Annotated in this window: 20 protein-coding genes and 1 riboswitch; of the genes, 8 read left to right on the forward strand and 12 right to left on the reverse strand. The window is 66.7% G+C overall.

The features are described from left to right. The first annotated feature begins 157 nt into the window (after positions 1-157). The 7 genes from AB3K92_RS16020 (at position 158) to AB3K92_RS16050 (ending at position 8,062) form a co-directional block, all read left to right on the forward strand. Positions 158-1,216: an AraC family transcriptional regulator ligand-binding domain-containing protein gene (locus AB3K92_RS16020; protein ID WP_369465411.1), complete on the forward strand. Its 1,059-nt coding sequence runs from the start codon at positions 158-160 to the stop codon at positions 1,214-1,216. An 89-nt stretch (positions 1,217-1,305) separates the two neighbouring features. Further along, positions 1,306-1,499, forward strand: a riboswitch (cobalamin riboswitch). Between the two features lie 341 nt (positions 1,500-1,840). Further along, a complete protein-coding gene (locus AB3K92_RS16025; protein WP_318828150.1) occupies positions 1,841-3,769 on the forward strand; it encodes a TonB-dependent receptor in 1,929 nt (642 codons plus the stop codon). Between the two features lie 235 nt (positions 3,770-4,004). Continuing rightward, the gene (locus AB3K92_RS16030) at positions 4,005-4,574 is read left to right on the forward strand and encodes a YdeI/OmpD-associated family protein (protein ID WP_318828151.1); all 570 of its coding nucleotides are present in this window, start codon (positions 4,005-4,007) and stop codon (positions 4,572-4,574) included. A gap of 204 nt (positions 4,575-4,778) precedes the next feature. Continuing rightward, on the forward strand, positions 4,779-5,624 hold the full coding sequence (locus tag AB3K92_RS16035; protein WP_318828152.1) for a GNAT family N-acetyltransferase: 846 nt from the start codon (positions 4,779-4,781) through the stop codon (positions 5,622-5,624). Positions 5,625-6,026: 402 nt separating this feature from the next. Then, a complete protein-coding gene (locus AB3K92_RS16040; RefSeq protein WP_369465412.1) occupies positions 6,027-6,599 on the forward strand; it encodes a TetR/AcrR family transcriptional regulator in 573 nt (190 codons plus the stop codon). 22 nt (positions 6,600-6,621) lie between these two features. Continuing rightward, complete coding sequence (locus tag AB3K92_RS16045) at positions 6,622-7,617, forward strand: alpha/beta hydrolase (RefSeq protein ID WP_369465413.1); 996 nt, start codon at positions 6,622-6,624, stop codon at positions 7,615-7,617. A 19-nt stretch (positions 7,618-7,636) separates the two neighbouring features. Next, positions 7,637-8,062 (forward strand): DUF6331 family protein, encoded by a 426-nt coding sequence (locus tag AB3K92_RS16050; protein WP_369465414.1) that lies wholly within the window; start codon positions 7,637-7,639, stop codon positions 8,060-8,062. Here AB3K92_RS16050 and AB3K92_RS16055 read toward each other — a convergent pair. Further along, positions 8,059-8,691, reverse strand: coding sequence for a LysE family translocator (locus tag AB3K92_RS16055; protein WP_369465415.1), 633 nt, complete (start codon positions 8,689-8,691; stop codon positions 8,059-8,061). The two genes, AB3K92_RS16050 and AB3K92_RS16055, sit on opposite strands and share 4 nt — an antisense overlap. 116 nt (positions 8,692-8,807) lie before the next feature. Here AB3K92_RS16055 and AB3K92_RS16060 point away from each other — a divergent pair, with 116 nt between their 5' ends. Next, complete coding sequence (locus AB3K92_RS16060) at positions 8,808-9,269, forward strand: Lrp/AsnC family transcriptional regulator (protein ID WP_027791696.1); 462 nt, start codon at positions 8,808-8,810, stop codon at positions 9,267-9,269. Between the two features lie 120 nt (positions 9,270-9,389). Here the strand turns inward: AB3K92_RS16060 and AB3K92_RS16065 are convergent, their stop codons facing one another. From AB3K92_RS16065 to AB3K92_RS16115, 11 genes are all read right to left on the reverse strand, one after another. After that, complete coding sequence (locus tag AB3K92_RS16065) at positions 9,390-10,712, reverse strand: collagen-like triple helix repeat-containing protein (protein WP_369465416.1); 1,323 nt, start codon at positions 10,710-10,712, stop codon at positions 9,390-9,392. 281 nt (positions 10,713-10,993) lie between these two features. After that, entirely contained in the window at positions 10,994-11,341 is a 348-nt protein-coding gene (locus tag AB3K92_RS16070) for a copper-binding protein (RefSeq protein WP_318828155.1), read from the reverse strand. A 66-nt stretch (positions 11,342-11,407) separates the two neighbouring features. Beyond that, on the reverse strand, positions 11,408-12,199 hold the full coding sequence (locus AB3K92_RS16075) for a DUF2182 domain-containing protein (RefSeq protein ID WP_318828156.1): 792 nt from the start codon (positions 12,197-12,199) through the stop codon (positions 11,408-11,410). Next, a complete protein-coding gene (locus AB3K92_RS16080; protein ID WP_059588880.1) occupies positions 12,196-12,840 on the reverse strand; it encodes a DUF1326 domain-containing protein in 645 nt (214 codons plus the stop codon). Before AB3K92_RS16080 ends, AB3K92_RS16075 begins: the two co-directional genes overlap by 4 nt. A gap of 178 nt (positions 12,841-13,018) precedes the next feature. After that, the gene (locus AB3K92_RS16085) at positions 13,019-13,318 is read right to left on the reverse strand and encodes a hypothetical protein (RefSeq protein ID WP_021164379.1); all 300 of its coding nucleotides are present in this window, start codon (positions 13,316-13,318) and stop codon (positions 13,019-13,021) included. 39 nt (positions 13,319-13,357) lie between these two features. Further along, positions 13,358-13,504 (reverse strand): LysR family transcriptional regulator, encoded by a 147-nt coding sequence (locus tag AB3K92_RS16090; protein WP_124922708.1) that lies wholly within the window; start codon positions 13,502-13,504, stop codon positions 13,358-13,360. A gap of 42 nt (positions 13,505-13,546) precedes the next feature. After that, positions 13,547-13,795 (reverse strand): hypothetical protein, encoded by a 249-nt coding sequence (locus AB3K92_RS16095; protein ID WP_042978349.1) that lies wholly within the window; start codon positions 13,793-13,795, stop codon positions 13,547-13,549. 94 nt (positions 13,796-13,889) lie between these two features. Continuing rightward, on the reverse strand, positions 13,890-14,417 hold the full coding sequence (locus AB3K92_RS16100; protein WP_175925280.1) for a transferase hexapeptide repeat family protein: 528 nt from the start codon (positions 14,415-14,417) through the stop codon (positions 13,890-13,892). Between the two features lie 2 nt (positions 14,418-14,419). After that, positions 14,420-15,364: an electron transfer flavoprotein subunit alpha/FixB family protein gene (locus tag AB3K92_RS16105; RefSeq protein ID WP_192389359.1), complete on the reverse strand. Its 945-nt coding sequence runs from the start codon at positions 15,362-15,364 to the stop codon at positions 14,420-14,422. Positions 15,365-15,380: 16 nt separating this feature from the next. Beyond that, positions 15,381-16,130: an electron transfer flavoprotein subunit beta/FixA family protein gene (locus AB3K92_RS16110; protein WP_369465417.1), complete on the reverse strand. Its 750-nt coding sequence runs from the start codon at positions 16,128-16,130 to the stop codon at positions 15,381-15,383. 32 nt (positions 16,131-16,162) lie between these two features. Next, positions 16,163-16,951, reverse strand: a complete 789-nt coding sequence (locus tag AB3K92_RS16115; RefSeq protein WP_021159456.1) for an SDR family NAD(P)-dependent oxidoreductase — start codon at positions 16,949-16,951, stop codon at positions 16,163-16,165. Positions 16,952-17,000 lie beyond the last annotated feature (49 nt).

Raw genomic sequence — 17,000 nt, forward strand, 5'->3', positions numbered from 1 at the left:
TTCGTGGTCGTTCGTGACAGGGATCGGCGGCCTACCTACGCCGTTCCGGCGAGGCCGCGGTCGGCCGGCGTGGATAGCATTCTTGCGTGGCGGCGATGAACGGGCCCCTACCGGCCCGCTCACCGGCCCCTGTCGCAACGATCAGATCGGGAAACTCATGAAACAGCGCGCCATGCCGGCCCGCGGCCGCATCCTGCCGGGCCTCGGCGCGCGCCTGCTGAGCGAACTCACGCGCAGCGGCGCGCCGCCGGCCGACCGTGATGCGCAGCCATCTCGACCGGCGACGACACCGGGCGATTTCGTCGCGCTGTACCGCGACGCGATCGAGCGGCTCGAGGCGCGGGTCGCGCGCGGCGACGGCCACCCGCCGATGCGCAAGCGCGAAGTCGACCTGATGTGCCGCTGCCTGCTGAGTTGCGCGACGCTCGCCGACGCGATCCGCTGTGCGGCCGAGTTCTGCGAAATGCTGCAGCCGCGCGCCGGTCACCTGACGCTTGCGATGCGCGACGGGCGTGCGCTGTTCCGAATGGATTCGCTGCGGCGTACGCGCAGCCCGGCCGCGTGCCTGGTCGACCTGACCGGGCTGTTCTGCTACCTGCAGCTGTTTGGCTGGCTGATCGGGCAGCCGTTGCGGCCGACCGACGTGTGGCTCGGCCATCCGCGCCGCGACGACGCGATGCCGTTGCTCGGACTGTTCAATGCGCCGGTTGAAGTGGGCCGCAAGACCTACGGTTTCGCGTTCGATGCGGCGCGGCTCGCGTGCCGCGTGATCCGGCAGCCGGCCGAGCTCGACGCGTTTCTCGTCGATTTTCCGTTTCGCCTGATCGATGCGGCACCGGCCGTCGTGTCGTGGACGCAGCAGGTGCGCGGTTTCCTCGATGCGGCACTCGCGCATGAAGAGGCGTTGCCGGCGCTCGCCGAACTGGCAGCATGGCTCGGCGTCAGCGAGGCGACGTTGCGGCGGCGGTTGACGGCCGAGCACACCGGTTATCACGCGCTGAAGGAGCAATGTCTCGCCGAAGCCGCACAACGCTGCCTGCGTGAATCGGACTGGCCGGTCGCGCGGATTGCCGCGCATCTCGGGTTCGGCGGCGAGGAGGCGTTTCGCCGCGCGTTCGTCCGGTGGACAGGAGTCGCGCCGAGCCGGTTCAGGCGCGATCGGACGGCTTCGAACCACCCTGTTTCGTCAGACATGAAACGCGACGCTGACGCATGAAAGAAAGGATTTCGAAAGGAGTTGTCCGGCAATGACGTTTTTTCGCATCCCTGCGTCGCCGGATATTTGACGTAGCGGCGCGCACGCCATTACCCTTGCGCGCTGATGGTGCCCGGAGACGGGATCAAAAGGGAACGCAGGAGAGGCCATGCCTCGAATCTGCGGCTGCCCCCGCAACTGTGAGCGGTGAATTCGTGCCACTGCGTGCCACTGGGAAACCGGGAAGGCCCGCACGAATGACGACCCGCGAGCCAGGAGACCTGCCATCGACCCGAGGTCCAGGCAGCCGCACCGGGCGGGGTGTCCCGGAGCGCCAGGCACCGCCGTTGGCGGTCGCCCGCTGCATGGACGGCCCGACCTCAGGATCCGCCCGATGTCCATCGTTACCGCATCCGCTTCCGCACCGGAAGCGCCGCGCCGGCACGCCGCCGGCCTGCACGGCCCGCACGCACGCGCGTGCCGTCCCCCATCGACTGCGTCCGCCGGCATGCGCCGCGCCGACGCCCGTGACACCGGCCTGCCCGGCCCGGTCGCGCGATAACCCGATCACCGATAACAAGACCGGTGCTGCGCGCCGCCCGTTCACGATCGACGCCAGCGCAGCCCGACGACAACGACAGCCTCATGAAGATTCGACACCTCCTTGCCACGTCCGCCGCGACCGCGCTCCTCTCGCCCCTCGCCCATGCCGCTAGCGACACCGCGGTTTCGCAAGCGGCCCCTGCCGCCGAAGGCACCGACCTGCCGACGATCAACGTGACCGACACGCGGCGCCTGCCCGAGTCGTTCGACCAGCGTTATGCGACGACCCAGGTGCTCACGCGCACCGATCTCGACCGGCTGTCGCCGAGCGACCCGAGCATCACGCAGGCACTTGCGACGCTGCCCGGCGTGACCGTCTCGCAGAACGGCGGCCCCGGTTCGTCCGCGTCGGTCAGCATCCGCGGCTCGTCGGCCAACCAGGTCGCCGTGTTCATCGACGGCATCCGGATCGGCTCGCCGACTACCGGCATCGCGCCGTGGGCCGACTTGCCGACCGAAGCGTTCGAACGTGTGGAAGTGATTTCGGGGCCGGCTGCCGCGTCGTTCGGCGCCAATGCGATGGGCGGCGTCGTGCAGCTCTTCACGCGCCGCGCCGCCAACCAGCCGAACCAGACGACCGTGTCGTTCGGCGGCGGGTCGAACAAGACGTTCGACACGCAGCTCCGCACGTCGGGCACGGTGCCGTCGACTGGGCCGCTCGCCGCGCTCGGCGGGCTCACCTACTCGCTCGGCCTGCGCTCGTACAACACGGCCGGCATCGACTCGACGCGGCCCGTGCTGCCGTACCATGAGGCCGGCCGCAACCCGTACCACGCGCAGGATCTCGATGCGCGCCTCGGCTACGCGCGCGACAACTGGTCGATCTCGACGTTCGCGCTGTATCACCGGTCCGATCTGTCCTACGACAACAGCGGTTATGCGAACCGCCAGCTCGATCATCAGCTGACGACCGGTATCGCGTTCCATCTCGACATCACGCCCGACACGCAGTTCGACCAGTCGTTCGGTTATGCGAACGATCGCCAGTTCCTCTACGCGAGCGATCCGGCCATCCCGACCGACCAGATCAATTCGCAGCGCATCAGCACGTCGACGTCGTTGACGCATCAGGAACGCGGGTTCCGCCTGTTCGGGCTGCCGCTGTCGGGCGAGACCAAGCTCGCGTACGACTTCACGCGCGAGCAGGCGTTCCTGCCGGTCGATATGCCGGGCGGCATACCGACGCGCAACGATTCCGCGTTCTCGCTGCATCAGTCGGCGACGCTCGGCAGCGTGACGATGTTCCTCGCCGGGCGACATGAAATCATCGCCGGGCAGTCGGTGAATACGGGTAACGCGGCGCTGTCGTGGGCGATCACGCCGGTGTATACGGCGCGCGTGTCGTACGGCAATGCGTTCAAGCTGCCGACGTTCAACGACCTCTACTACCCCGGCTACGGCAATCCGGATCTCAGCCCGGAACGCAACACGTCGGTCGAGGCCGCGGTCGATGCGAACACGTCGTACGGTACGTTCACGGCCGCGATCTACGACACGCGGGTCACCAACCTGATCGCGTACAACCCGGCGACGTTCTCGCCGATGAACATCGGTCGCGCGCATATTCGCGGGATCGACCTGTCGTACAAGGGGACGATCGGCCGCTCGACGCCGGTGAGCGTCGCGGTCGGGATCCTGAATCCGCAGGACGAGACCAACGACTCCTGGCTCAGCCGCCGTCCGCGCCAGACGGTCAGCATCAACATCGATCACACGTGGGATGAACTCCACCTGCATGCGTTGAGCACGGGGGCGTCGCTGCTTTACGGCGGCACGACGTTCGACGATCCGGCCAACTCGACCTACCTGCCGTCGTACCTGACGGTGGGCCTGCGCGCGTCGTACCGGATCAATTCGCACCTGACGGTGTCGGCGACGGTGTCGAACCTGTTCGACCGGCAGTACATGACCGCGTATGGATACAACACGCTTGGGCGGACGGCGTTCGGGAAGGTGAGTTACACGTTCTGACGGGTGGATGGGGAGGCCTTGGCGCGGTGGGCGGCGAGGTCTCCCGTCCGGAAGCGGTGTTCGATGCTTCCGTCACCGGGTATGGGAAACGGTATTCCGCTCCAAACCCGTCGACGGGCTGATGACTGCGGATCTGCCGGTCTTTCGGTCGCGCCACGGGCGTCAATGTCCGTATCAACGCTGTTAGACTGCGGACGCCTTCCCCGTAGATGTACTCACCATTCAGGACATCGACATGACCGAATGCACGCTCACGTTTGCCAGTCAGATCGAATGGGAAAGCTGGTTAGGGGAAAACGGCAGCACGTCAACCGGCGCATGGCTGCGTCTCGCGAAAAAAGGCGCCGGGCTGCGAACCGTCACCTACGAACAGGCGCTGGAAAGCGCCCTCTGCCATGGCTGGATCGATGGTCAAAAGCGGGCCGGGAACGACCAATACTGGTTACAACGCTTCACCCCACGCACCGCCAAAAGCCTGTGGTCGCAACTCAACAGGGACCGGGCCGAAGCACTGATCGCCGCAGGCAGAATGCGCCCGCCCGGCATGGGCGAAATCGAGAAGGCCAGGAAGGACGGCCGCTGGAACGCTGCTTATACGTCGGCCAGCAACTCGACCGTGCCGGACGACCTGCAGGCGGCTCTGGACGCCAATCCCGGAGCCAAGAAATTCTTCGCAACCCTGAACAGCCGTAACCGCTATGCGATCCTGTATCGCATAGAGAATGCCAAAAAGCCCGAAACAAGGGCGCGCAAAATCGGGGAGTTCATCGACATGCTGATGCGTGGCGAAACGTTCCATCCATGAGTTTTTCGCCGACGGAGATTTTCCCGAACGTGGGGGATACATCCCGTCATGGCCGCTTCGGCTCGGCATCGGTCATCACACACTCGTTCCATTCTTCGGACTATGATGATCCGGCCGGCAGCCACGGGGCTGCCGGCCCACGCTTCCTCGATACATTTCACGTAACGCAACGCGCATTCCCGAGCGCAGCGACCAGGGTGAATCATGGATCAACACGAAGACTTCATCGTGCGCACCATGTCGGCCGACGAGGTAGCCATGTCGATCGAATGGGCAGCGGCGGAAGGCTGGAACCCCGGCCTGCATGATCCTTCCTGTTTCCGGGAAGCGGACCCGGCCGGGTTCTTCGTCGGCGTCTGGCGTGGCGAGCCGGTCGCGTGCCTCGCCGCCGTCGCCTACGACGAACGCTTTGGTTTCATCGGCCTTTACATCGTGAAACCCGGGTTTCGCGGCAAGGGCTTCGGCATCCGAATCTGGCAGCACGGCATGCGTTACCTCGCCGATCGCAACATCGGGCTCGATGGTGTCGTGGCCCAGCAGGCGAACTACCGGAAGTCCGGATTCGCGCTCGCGTACCGCAACATCCGCTATCAGGGGCGCGTGGACGGCATCGGGTGCGCGCAGGTGACCGCCGCGGCCGACGTGCCGTTCGAGCAGTTGCTCGCCTACGACCGCCAGTGCTTTCCAGCGGCACGCGCGCGTTTCGTCTCCGCGTGGATCGCGCAGCCGGATGCCGTGGCGCTCGTGGCCGTCGACGCCGGCCGTATCGCCGGATACGGTGTCGTGCGACGCTGCAAGGCGGGCTGCAAGGTCGGCCCGCTGTTCGCCGACGACGCAGGCGTTGCCACCGGGCTGTTTCGCGCGCTGGCCGCGCGCATGCCCGGCGAGGTCATCGTGCTCGACGTGCCGGAAACGAACCCCGCAGCCGTCGCGCTGGCGGAACGGCACGGCATGACGAGCGTGTTCGAAACCGCGCGGATGTACACGCGAGACGCGCCGCCGATTGCAATCGATCGCGTGTTCGGGGTGACGTCGTTCGAGCTGGGGTAATCGTCCCGAACGGCGCGGACGCCCAAGGCGCTACGCGATGCAACGTCAGCAAGCGTGGCTGGGTAATTCCGCCCTCTACGGCCCTTGTACGGCAGGTACGGGCATCGTGCGGGCATCAACGGGCCGCCCGTCGGAACGGGTGATGCGCAGACGACGCAGATCCCGATCGCCGCGACAGCCGGGTGGAAATGGCTTACATGCTCGATGCATGTTTGTCTCCGCTTCCTGACGCACGGCACCCGACCAAAGCGGCCATCCCCGATCACATGAAGCCATAGCGCTTCGACGCAGCGGAACACGTCATCCCAATGACGCACAGGCAGAACCGGCACGCCCGGAAAATTGACATCCCCACCGAACCTAATACAATTAGCCTTTTGACTAACTCGAATAGCATCTGTCATGGCACGCGCCGGCATCACCCTGGACAAACTCGTCGAAGCCGGCGCACAGCTCGCCGATGAGACCGGCTTCGAGCACCTGACCGGCGCAGCGCTCGCGCGTCACTTCGACGTCAAGCTCGCCAGCCTGTACTCCCATGTCCCGAGTTTCGACGATCTCAAGAACCGGATCGCACTCTTCGCGCTGCGGGAACTCGCCGACCGCGCAACCGAAGCACTGGCCGGCCGTACCGGCAAGGATGCACTGACAGCGCTCGCCAACGTCTATCGCGACTACGCGCGCGAGCACCCCGGCCGTTTTGCAGCCGCGCGCCACCCGCTGAGCGTCGAGCGCGCCACTGAAAGCGCCGGCGGCCGGCTCGTCAGGATGACCTCGGCCGTGCTGCGCAGCTACGACATGCCGGAAGCCGAGCAGCCGCATGCGATCCGCCTGCTCGGCGGCTTTTTCATGGGCTACGTCACACTCGAAAGCGCCGGCGGGTTCTCGCACAGTGCACCGGCTTCCGACGCGTCGTGGTTGCGCAGTCTCGATGCGCTGGACGTGATGCTGCGCCACTGGCCTTGCGCCGCATGACTCGCCCAACGGAGCCGAATCGATGAAAGACCAACCCGACGGCGTGGTCCTGCCGACCCGTGTCGTCCCCTTCCCGGCCTCGATCAGCGAAGAGGCGCGAGCCGCGTTGCAACGGCTGGTCGGCAGCGACGGCGTGCCGCTGAACGCGCTGCACGTGATGCCTGCCCCGGACGATTTCGACGCATGGATGCGCGTGAAGGCGGCCGCCGACGCACACTACGCGGCGGCCATCGAGCAGCTCGGCGGTCATCTGCGTTCAAGCGTGGAGACGATCCGGGCCGGCGCCGCGGACGTGCACGTCGCCACGCCCGAGGCAGTGGCTTCCGGCGAATGCGCGTACATCGACCTGCATGGCGGTGCGCTGGTTCTCGGCGGCGGCGCCGCATGCCGCGCCGGCGCGCAGATGCAAGCCGACCGGCTCGGCATTCGATGCTACGGCGTCGACTATCGCCTGCCGCCCGAACATCCGTATCCGGCCGCACTCGACGATTGCATCGCCGCGTATGCGTACGTGCTGGAGCGCTACGCACCGAAAAACATCGTCATCGGCGGGCGCTCGGCGGGCGGCAACCTCGCCGCCGCGATGGTGCTGCGCGCCCGCGACGAAGGGCTGCCGCTGCCGGCCGCGCTGGTGCTGTTGTCGCCGGAAGTCGACCTGACCGAATCCGGCGACAGCTTCGAAACCAACCGCCTCGTCGACGTGGTGTTGCCGACGTCGCTGATGCCGAACAACCTGCTCTACGCGAACGGCGCCGATCTCGCGCATCCGTATCTGTCGCCGCTGTTCGGCGATTTCGCTGCCGGTTTCCCGCCGACCTTCATCCAGAGCGGCACACGCGACCTGTTCCTGTCGAACGCGGTCCGCCTGCATCGCGCATTGCGGCGCGCACAGGTGCCGACCGAGCTTCACCTGTTCGAAGGCATGCCGCATGGCGGGTTCATGGGCGCGCCCGAAGACATGGAACTGGGCCAGGAAATCGCGCGCTTCGTGCGTGCGCATTTGCCTGCCTTGAATTGACTACATCGAGCGTCGGACGATGAACGGCAAACCCCACAAGGACGACATCGGCATCGGCCCGGATCGCTGGATCGCATTCGGCGATCTGTCGGGCGGGCAGGCGCAGGCGGTCGCGATCGATCCCTGTCTGGCCGGGGTCATGTCGTTGATCGATGCACTGGAGACGGACTGTGTCGCCGAGTGCTGCGGCATCGACGCATTCGGTTTCTGGCCGGACGAGATCGCGGTTGCCGTGAGCACGCTCGATAGCGCCGCGCTGGCACGGCTCGCCGACGATCTGCTGTCGGTTCAGCGTGCGATCGACGCGTTGCCGGCCGATCTCGTCGTCAGCACGCGGATGAACCAGTTTTTCAGGAAGGCGGTGTTAGTCGAGTTGCTCGCGCATATCCGGACGACTATCGACGCGATCCGGTCGCAGCGCGATGCGCGCGACGCATCGGCCTAAATGACGGCGCGCACGCCCGCGACCACCTGAATCACGCCGAACGCCGCGACGACCGCGGCCGACACACGCGACAGCCCGTGCATGAACGCGAACGACATCCGCGTGCGCAGCGCGGCGGTCGTACCGCTCAGGCACAGCCACCACATCGCGGAGCCGATGAACACACCGGCGACCATCAGCGCCACGGCCGGCCACATCGCGCCTTCCCGCGCTCCCGTCAGCGGGCCGAGCGCCGCGAAGATCCCGACGAACGACAGGATCGTCATCGGGTTCGACAGCGTCAGGCCGAACGTCGTCAGGAAGTCGCGCAGGACGGTCGTGCGCGGCAGGTCGCGTTGCGCCGTCGACGCGGCCGGCGCCTGGCGCGCGATGGTCCACGCCAGCCACACGAGAAATGCGCCACCGGCGATTTTCAACCCGACGGTCAGCATCGGGAACGCCGTGACGATACCCGCGATGCCGAGCGCACCGAGCAGGCCATAGATCGCATCGGCGCACGCGGCGCCGACGCCCGTCGCGAATCCCGCCTGAAAACCGCGGCTCAGGCTGCGCTGGATGCACAGCATGCCGATCGGGCCGACCGGCACCGCGATCGACAGCCCCATTACGACGGACTTGATGAACAGCATCGCCTGCTCCTTGCGACATGTGACGCGTTGAACAGGCATCGTAGGGAAAGTCCGGTCATCGCTGAATGCGGTTTTTAAGGAAAAATGACGGCTCCACCTTAAAAAATTCCACCGCGATGGACGATCTGGACTGGAAGGTACTGGCGCTGTTGCAGGCCAACGGCCGCATCAGCTACACGGAGCTGGCGCGCCAGGTGCACCTGTCGGTGCCGGCGGTGACGGAGCGCGTGAAGCGCCTCGAAGCGGCCGGCGTCGTCGAGGGCTACACCGCGCGGATCAATCCTGCCGCCGCCGGCTATCCGGTCAGCGCGCTGATCGGCATCACGGTGCCGCAACCGGCGAAAGCGAAATTCCTCCGGTTGCTGGAGACGATTCCCGAAGTCGTCGAATGCCATCACGTGACGGGCGCGGACTCGTATGTGATGCGACTCGTCGCGATCAGCATGACCCATCTCGAACAACTGATCGAACGCATCAACCTGTACGGCGAAACACGCACGTCGATCGTGATGTCGACGCCGCTGCCCGCACGCGGATTGGCGCGGCCGCCGTCGCCGCGCGACATCGTTCGCGATTGACGCATCGAGCGGCCCCGCCCGGTCCGCTTTCCGCAGAAGACCATCAGGAAACCCGCCGGCGGTAACCGGAGGCCAAACTTCATCTGGCCGGTTACCGCCGTGACGATCCGGACCGATCGGCTACTTGCCGGCCACGCCGCCAAGCAGGCCGCCCACCAGCCCCGTGATGGGCGCGAGCGGATTAGCGAGCGCCCCCAGCGGCGAGCCGCCATCCGCGCCGGTCGCGGAACCGTTGTGAACCGTCGCCGGCATGCCGCCGACCACGCTCGTCACCAGGCCCGCCACCGGCACCGCGCCGTTCGCGCCGCTCGGGTTCACGAGGCCGCCCACATTGGTCACGGTGTTGCCGACCGCGCGAACGAGCCCGCCGACGCCGCCGACCAGCGGCTGGGGCGACGTGGACGTCACCTTCCATCCCGCCGACGTGATCGCGCCGCCGATCTGTCCGAGCAGGCCCGCGACCGGCTGTCCGAGGCCGGTCGCCGTGCCGACCTGCTGCGTGACCTGGCCGACGGTCGTGACGAGCGGCGTGATCGCGGTGCTGATCGCCTGCGTCGTCTGCTGGACCGGGGCCGACGACAGGGCCGAGCCGAGCATGGTGCCGCCCGTCTTGATGCCGCCGGACACGGTGTCGAGCAGGCCGCCGACCGGGGTCGTGAGCGGCGCCAATGGCGACAGCGGGCCGGTGCCGAGCGCCTTCACCGTGTCGCCGAGGCCGGCGACCGGATTGCTGACCGAGCCGACGATGGAGCCGAGCCCGGCGACCGTCGTGCCGACGGGGTTCGCCGTGAAACCGGTCTGGCCGATGCCGTTGCTCACGGCGTTCGACGTGTCGCGGATGATCGTGCCCACGCCCGTGACCGTGTTGCCGAGGCCGGTGGTCACGCCGTTGCCCACTCCCGGCGGATTCGCTTCACTGATCGTGGCGCCGGCGGCCATGACGACCGCCCCGACGGAACTGATGATGCCGTTCGTGCCGGGGGTTCCGCTGGTGCCGCTTGTGCCGCCGGTTCCGCTCGTTCCGCTCGTTCCGCTCGTTCCGCTCGTTCCGCTCGTTCCGCTCGTTCCGCTCGTTCCGCTCGTTCCGCTCGTTCCGCTCGTTCCGCTCGTGCCACTGGTTCCGCTCGTGCCGCTGGTTCCGCTCGTGCCGCTGGTCCCACTCGTGCCGCTGGTTCCGCTCGTGCCACTGGTCCCCCTCGTGCCGCTGGTTCCACTCGTACCACTCGTCCCACTAGTCCCACTAGTCCCACTCGTCCCACTCGTCCCACTCGTCCCACTAGTCCCACTCGTCCCGCTCGTCCCACCCGTCCCGCTCGTACTCGTTCCGATGTTGTTGCCACCCGGCTTCGGCGCCGTGACATCGCTGCCACCGCACGCCGCCAGCGCACACGCCGCGGCAATCGCGGCGAGCGCAACGTTCGCCTTGATGAAATGATTTTGCATGGAAGCCCCCGTCTGCAATTCAGCGCGATCCTTCCTGCAAGCATCTACCGTGCCATGCCCGTCGGTTCCGGGAACGATCCCGCCGCCGCACCGCAGCGCCCCTGCCGACGCCATACTCCCGCGCAGCACATCGCCCGCGCCTCCACCCGCGGCGTTCAATCCGGCCGTGCGTTCCGGCAGCACCGACGTAACACCGATCCGGCGTTACGTAGCACGACTCCAAAAAAAACGGCCGGGACCGCACACCGCCGGTCCCGGCACATTGCACATGCCACGCGTCGTCACGGACGCTTCACGATCTTCACGATCGTAAGCGTGCCGTTCACGCTTTCGACCCGCACCCTGACCTTGTCGTCGACATGAAGCGACGTCAGCATCGCAGCATCCTCGACCTTGAACGCCATCGTCATCGGCGGCATCCCGACGTTGTCGAGCGGGCCATGCTTCAACATGACCAGCCCGCGCCCGGCATCGATCTCCTTGACCTCGGCATCGGTCAGCGCCGCATCCGGCGCCGACATCTTCGAGCTCCCCATGCTCATCGCAGGCATGTCGCTGCCCGCGAACGCCGGCATCGCGACGACTGCCGCCGCGCACCACGCGGCGAAAGCGTGAAAGCAGGTCTTCATCGATCGCCCCCCGCAGCCCCGACGACATTCCCGTTGTTCATCGAAGCCGCGACGTGGATGCCCGGCTCAAACGAACAACGTCGCACCGGCCCATGCGATCAGCACGACGCCCAGCACGCGCCCGGCGCGCTCGCCGCCGGGCAGGATTTTTTCCGCGAACACGAACACCGACAGCGCGGCGATCCACACGACGTTCATCACGCCGCCGACGAACAGCAGCGCCATCAGCAACCCGCAGCACCCGACGCAATACATCCCGTGTCGCGCACCGAGCAGGAAACTGCCGGCGATGCCCGGACGCCAGTGCGCAACCAGAAAGGCGGCCGGCGCGCGGCATTGCCGAAGGCATGCACGTTTCAGCGGCGAGAATTGATAGAGCCCGGCCAGCGCGAGCACGGCCGCGGAAAGCACCGCACTCTTCGACCACAGCATCATCGCGGAGATCAGCCCGGCCGGCTGCAGCAGTTCCTGGAGCAACGCCGCGCCGACCGAGAACGCGAACCACGCGGCCAGATAGCCGGCCAGCAGCGACAGCGACGTCAACGCAGCCGCCGCACCGTCCGCGCCGCGATGCGTTAGCACACGCCGGTAGAGCATCACGAGCGGCGCCGCGCTGGGCGTCATCATCGCGATCATCATCACCCACCACATCACGATCACGGTCGGCAGCGACGGATCCATGCTGCCCATGTCGCCCGTCAGCCGATGCGGAAAGAGCGCGATCGCCGTCATCTGCAGCGCCGACATGCCGGTGCCTGCGCCGGTCCACAGGTAGAACCAGCACACGCCGACGAGCGCGGCCATGCCGAGCAGCGTGACGACGCGCTCGCGCCCGAGCCAGGTGTCGAACGGGGTCATGCCGCCGCGCGATGCCGGATCAGCCCGTGGTTGTTCAGGTGCAGCCGCGCGAACTGCGCATAGGTTCCGTCGAGGTTCAGCACGATGTTGCCTTGCGAGCGCCCGGTGCCCGAACCGATCTCGGCGAGTTCGTACTCGAAACCGTTCGGCAGGTCGATCCGCGCGCGATGCTCGGCACCCGTCACCGGGTTGCGGATCGGATCGCCCGCGACGTCGAACACGCCGTCGACATGAATCCGGCCGTGCCGCGCATCGACATCGACGTCGAAATCGATCTTCGTGAAGATCGGCTCGAACGCGTGCTCGAGCGTCGACGCGAATACCGCGAACATCGTCGCAAACGGATCGGTATCCTGACCGGTCATGATCTTCAGCACCGCTTCGCGCTGCGCCGGACTCGCGCGCTCGTCGACGATCGGCTGACACTTGCCCCGGCCTTCGTGGACCGCCCCCGGCCACTGAAACACGACCGCGATCCTGACGCCGTCGAGCACCACGTCGCCATGGTGGCCGCTGTCGATCGAAATCGCACCCATTGCTTCGCATCCGCCGTGCGTCGGCGGTGCATTGAACTGGCAAGGGCATCCGTATGAGCAATTGCAGCTCATCATTTCGGTGCCCTGAATCTCCCACGGCGTCATGGCTTCACCTCGCGCGCTGTAACACATGAACGCTTCGAATCTAGTGCACGGCATCGGGGAAATCAAAGCGGGAACGGATGACCGATACGGCAGGAGAAACCCGCGAATTCCGGTGTCGCGCATGTCGCGTCGACCGGCTCGCGGACGGCCGCTCAGATCCAGACGTCACGCCCGCACGTCACACGACCAGCGACGCGACGATCGCACACCACACGGCACTTGCGCCGCACAGAAACACGCGCCGCGCGACGAGCATCCGCGACTCGTCGCCGGCAGTCTTCATCGGCGAAGTCGCGAGAAACGGAACGCTGGCGAGGCACGCGAAACCCGCGAGCGCGAGCACGATCACGACGTAATCGCCGAACCGCCAGGGCAACGGTTCGTGCAATCCCCAGTAGCCGAGAAACAGCATGCCCATCGAAAACATCGTCGCGGCGGCCGAACTGAGCGCGACCACCGATCCCGTCGGAAATTGCATGGGAGCCTCTCCTCGCGCAGCATGCGCGACGCCGGATCATTATCCCGGCGCGGAGGGGAAAAGCACAACGCCGGCCGGCCGCAACCCGCGCGGCGCGCGCTCGAGCAACGATACGCCGATCGCTTCCTCGAGCAGCCGCAGATGCGTGTCGATCGCGGACGGCGCGGCGCCGATGATCGTTGTCACGGATTGACAGAAACCGGATTCGCGCGATGGAAGTGCCCGCCTTCAACCCGGCTTCTTCGTGGCCTGCACGACGGAAATCCAGCCCACCACCGCCGCGGCGACCCAGCAACAGGCGATCATCAGGTCGAGATCCATCCAGCCTTCGAAATTCGCGCTGTTTTCGAAGCTGCAGCGCTGATGGCCCCTGACCCACACGCAGCCGCTGATGAGCTGCTGGATGTGCATATAAACGCTGTAGACAGCAAAAGCCGACGCGATGACCGTGAGCCGCAAACGGACGTTCTTTTTCATGTGACGCGAATGCCGGTGGAAAGCCAGTGCCGATCTTACGGCAACGGCAACCTGCCCGGCAATCCGTCGCATCCTGCCCCCGGATGCCTTTCGCTCACGCGTCGATCCGCCTGATCGTCCTCAGGCAATCCGCTGCCAGCTGCTGATAAATCCGCGTGCCGTTCGCCTTCGCGTCGATCTCCGCGTCGCTCAGCCGACGCACGACCCGCCCCGGCATGCCCGCGAGCAGCACGCCGCGCGGCACGTCGTAGCCGGCCTTCACGAATGCGCACGCGGCAACGATCGTCGTGGCGCCGATGGTCGCGCCGTCCATCACGACCGCATTCATTCCAATCATCGTGTCGGGTTCGAGCGTCGCGCCATGCACGATCGCGCCGTGACCGATGTGGCTGTTGACGCCGAGGCGGCACGTCTCGCCGATCCCGACGTGCAGCACGCAGCCATCCTGCACGTTGCTGCCGTCCTCGACGACGATCGCACCGAAGTCGCCGCGCAGGCTCGCATGCGGGCCGATGTAGCAGCGCGCGCCGATCGTCACGTCGCCGATCACGACCGCGCTCGGGTCGATGTACGCGGACGGATCGACGCGCGGCCGCATCCCGTTGAATTCGAACAGCGGCATCGTCAGAGCGCCGCGACCGCTTCCGGCACGAGCGCGAACAGGTCGCCGACCACGCCGTAGTCGGCCACGCTGAAGATCGGCGCTTCCGGGTCCTTGTTGATCGCGACGATCACCTTCGAATCCTTCATGCCGGCCAGATGCTGGATCGCACCCGAGATGCCCACCGCGATGTACAACTGCGGTGCGACGATCTTGCCGGTCTGGCCGACCTGGTAGTCGTTCGGCACGTAGCCGGCGTCGACTGCCGCGCGCGATGCGCCGAGCGCCGCCGACAGCTTGTCGGCCAGCGGCTCCAGCACCTTCGTGTAGTTCTCGCCGCTGCCCAGACCACGGCCGCCCGACACGATGATCTTCGCGCTCGTCAGCTCCGGACGGTCCAGCTTCGTCACTTCACGGCTCACGAACTGCGACTTGCCGGCGTCTGCCGCCGCCTCGATCTTCTCGACCACCGCGCTGCCGCCTTCCGCTGCAACCGGATCGAAACCCGTCGCGCGCACCGTGATGACCTTGATCGGGTCGCTCGACTGCACCGTCGCGATCGCGTTGCCCGCGTAGATCGGGCGCTCGAAGGTATCGGCCGACACGACCGCCGTGATCTCGGAGACCTGCGCGACGTCCAGCTTCGCGGCGATACGCGGCGCGATGTTCTTGCCGTACGCAGTCGCAGGCGCGAGGATGTGCGAATAGTTCTTCGCGATGTTCAGCACGGTCGCCTCGACGTTTTCCGCGAGGCCCGCTTCGAGCTGCGGCGCATCGGCCAGCAGCACCTTCGATACCCCCGCGATCTTCGCTGCCGCATCGGCCGCGCCTTGCGCGTCGTGGCCCGCGACCAGAACATGCACGTCACCGCCGCCTGCCGCGCCGAGCGCCTGCGCAGCCGCGACCGCATTGAGTGTCGCGGCCCTGATCGATGCGTTGTCGTGTTCCGCAATTACCAGAATCGTCATTTCGTTGCGTTCCCTGTTACAGCACCCTGGCTTCGGTCTTCAGCTTCGCGACCAGCGTCTGCACGTCCGACACCTTCACGCCGGCTGCGCGCTTCGGCGGCTCGTTCACGTTGAGCACTTTCAAACGCGGCGTCACATCCACGCCAAGGTCGCCGGGCTGCACAATCTCGAGCGGCTTCTTCTTCGCCTTCATGATGTTTGGCAAGGTCACGTAGCGCGGCTCGTTCAAACGCAGGTCGGTGGTCACCACGGCCGGCAGCGTCAGCGACAGCGTTTCCGCGCCGCCGTCGACTTCGCGCGCAACCGTCGCACGCCCGTCGGCTACCACCACCTTCGATGCAAACGTCGCCTGCGGCAAACCGGCCAGCGCGGCCAGCATCTGCCCGGTCTGGTTCGAATCGTCGTCGATCGCCTGCTTGCCGAGAATCACGAGCGACGGCTGCTCCTTGTCGACCAGCGCCTTCAACACCTTCGCGACGCCCAGCGGTTCTACGCTGTCGTTCGACTCGACGAGGATCGCGCGATCCGCGCCGATCGCCAGCGCCGTGCGCAGCGTTTCCTGCGCCTGCGCGACGCCGACCGACACCGCGACCACTTCGGTCACGACACCGGCCTCCTTCAACCGCACGGCCTCCTCCACCGCAATCTCGTCGAACGGGTTCATCGACATCTTCACGTTCGCGATGTCGACGCCCGTCCGGTCGGATTTCACGCCGACCTTCACGTTCGCGTCGACCACGCGTTTCACTGCCACGAGCACTTTCAACTGCGCGTCTCCCTTGTGGTGCGATAGCCGCGTCAGCGCGCGGTATAACCGCCGTCGATCACGAGCTCCGCGCCCGTCACGTAACGGCCGGCCGGCGACACGAGATACAGGATGCCGGCCGCGATGTCGCGCGGGCTGCCGATCTTCGCCATCGGGACGTGCGTCTGCAGGTAGCCGAACACGTTGTCCGGGTCCTGCCCCATCTGGCGGAACGCGTCCTCGAGCATCGGCGTGCGGATATAGCCGGGGTGCACCGAGTTCGCGCGGATGTTCTTCGCCGCGTACAGCATCGCATCGACCTTCGCCATCATCCGCACCGCGGCCTTCGACGCGTGATACGCGGGCACATCGGGGCCGCCGACGATCCCGTACATCGACGACAGGTTCACGATCGACCCGCCGCCGGCCGCGTCGATGTGCGGAATCGCGGCACGCGTGCACAGGAACACGCCGTTCACGTTCACGTCCTGCACGCGCTGCCACTGCGCAAGCGTGAGCTCGTGCGTCGGCACGTTGTGGCCTTCGATGCCCGCGTTGTTGACGAGCACGTCGAGGCGCCCGAAGCGCGCGACGATCTCGCCGAACACGCGCGCCACGTCGGCCTCCTGCGTCACGTCGAGCGCCCAGAACGCGGCCTGGCCGCCCTGCGCGCGAATCTCCTCGACGAGCGCTTCCGCCGGTTGCGACAGCACGTCGAGAATCGCGACGCTCGCCCCGGCCGCGGCCAGCGTGCGCGCGGTCTCCGCGCCGATGCCGCGCGCGCCGCCGGTGATCGCGGCCACCTTGCCGCGCAGGTCGAACAGGTCTTCGATGAGCTTCATGTCGTCTCCATGTATGTGTTCAGACGGCCCGCCCGCATCGGGGCAGGCC

Origin of the sequence: Burkholderia sp. Bmkn7, from assembly GCF_041103175.1 — a bacterium.
GTDB classification, from domain to species: domain Bacteria; phylum Pseudomonadota; class Gammaproteobacteria; order Burkholderiales; family Burkholderiaceae; genus Burkholderia; species Burkholderia cepacia.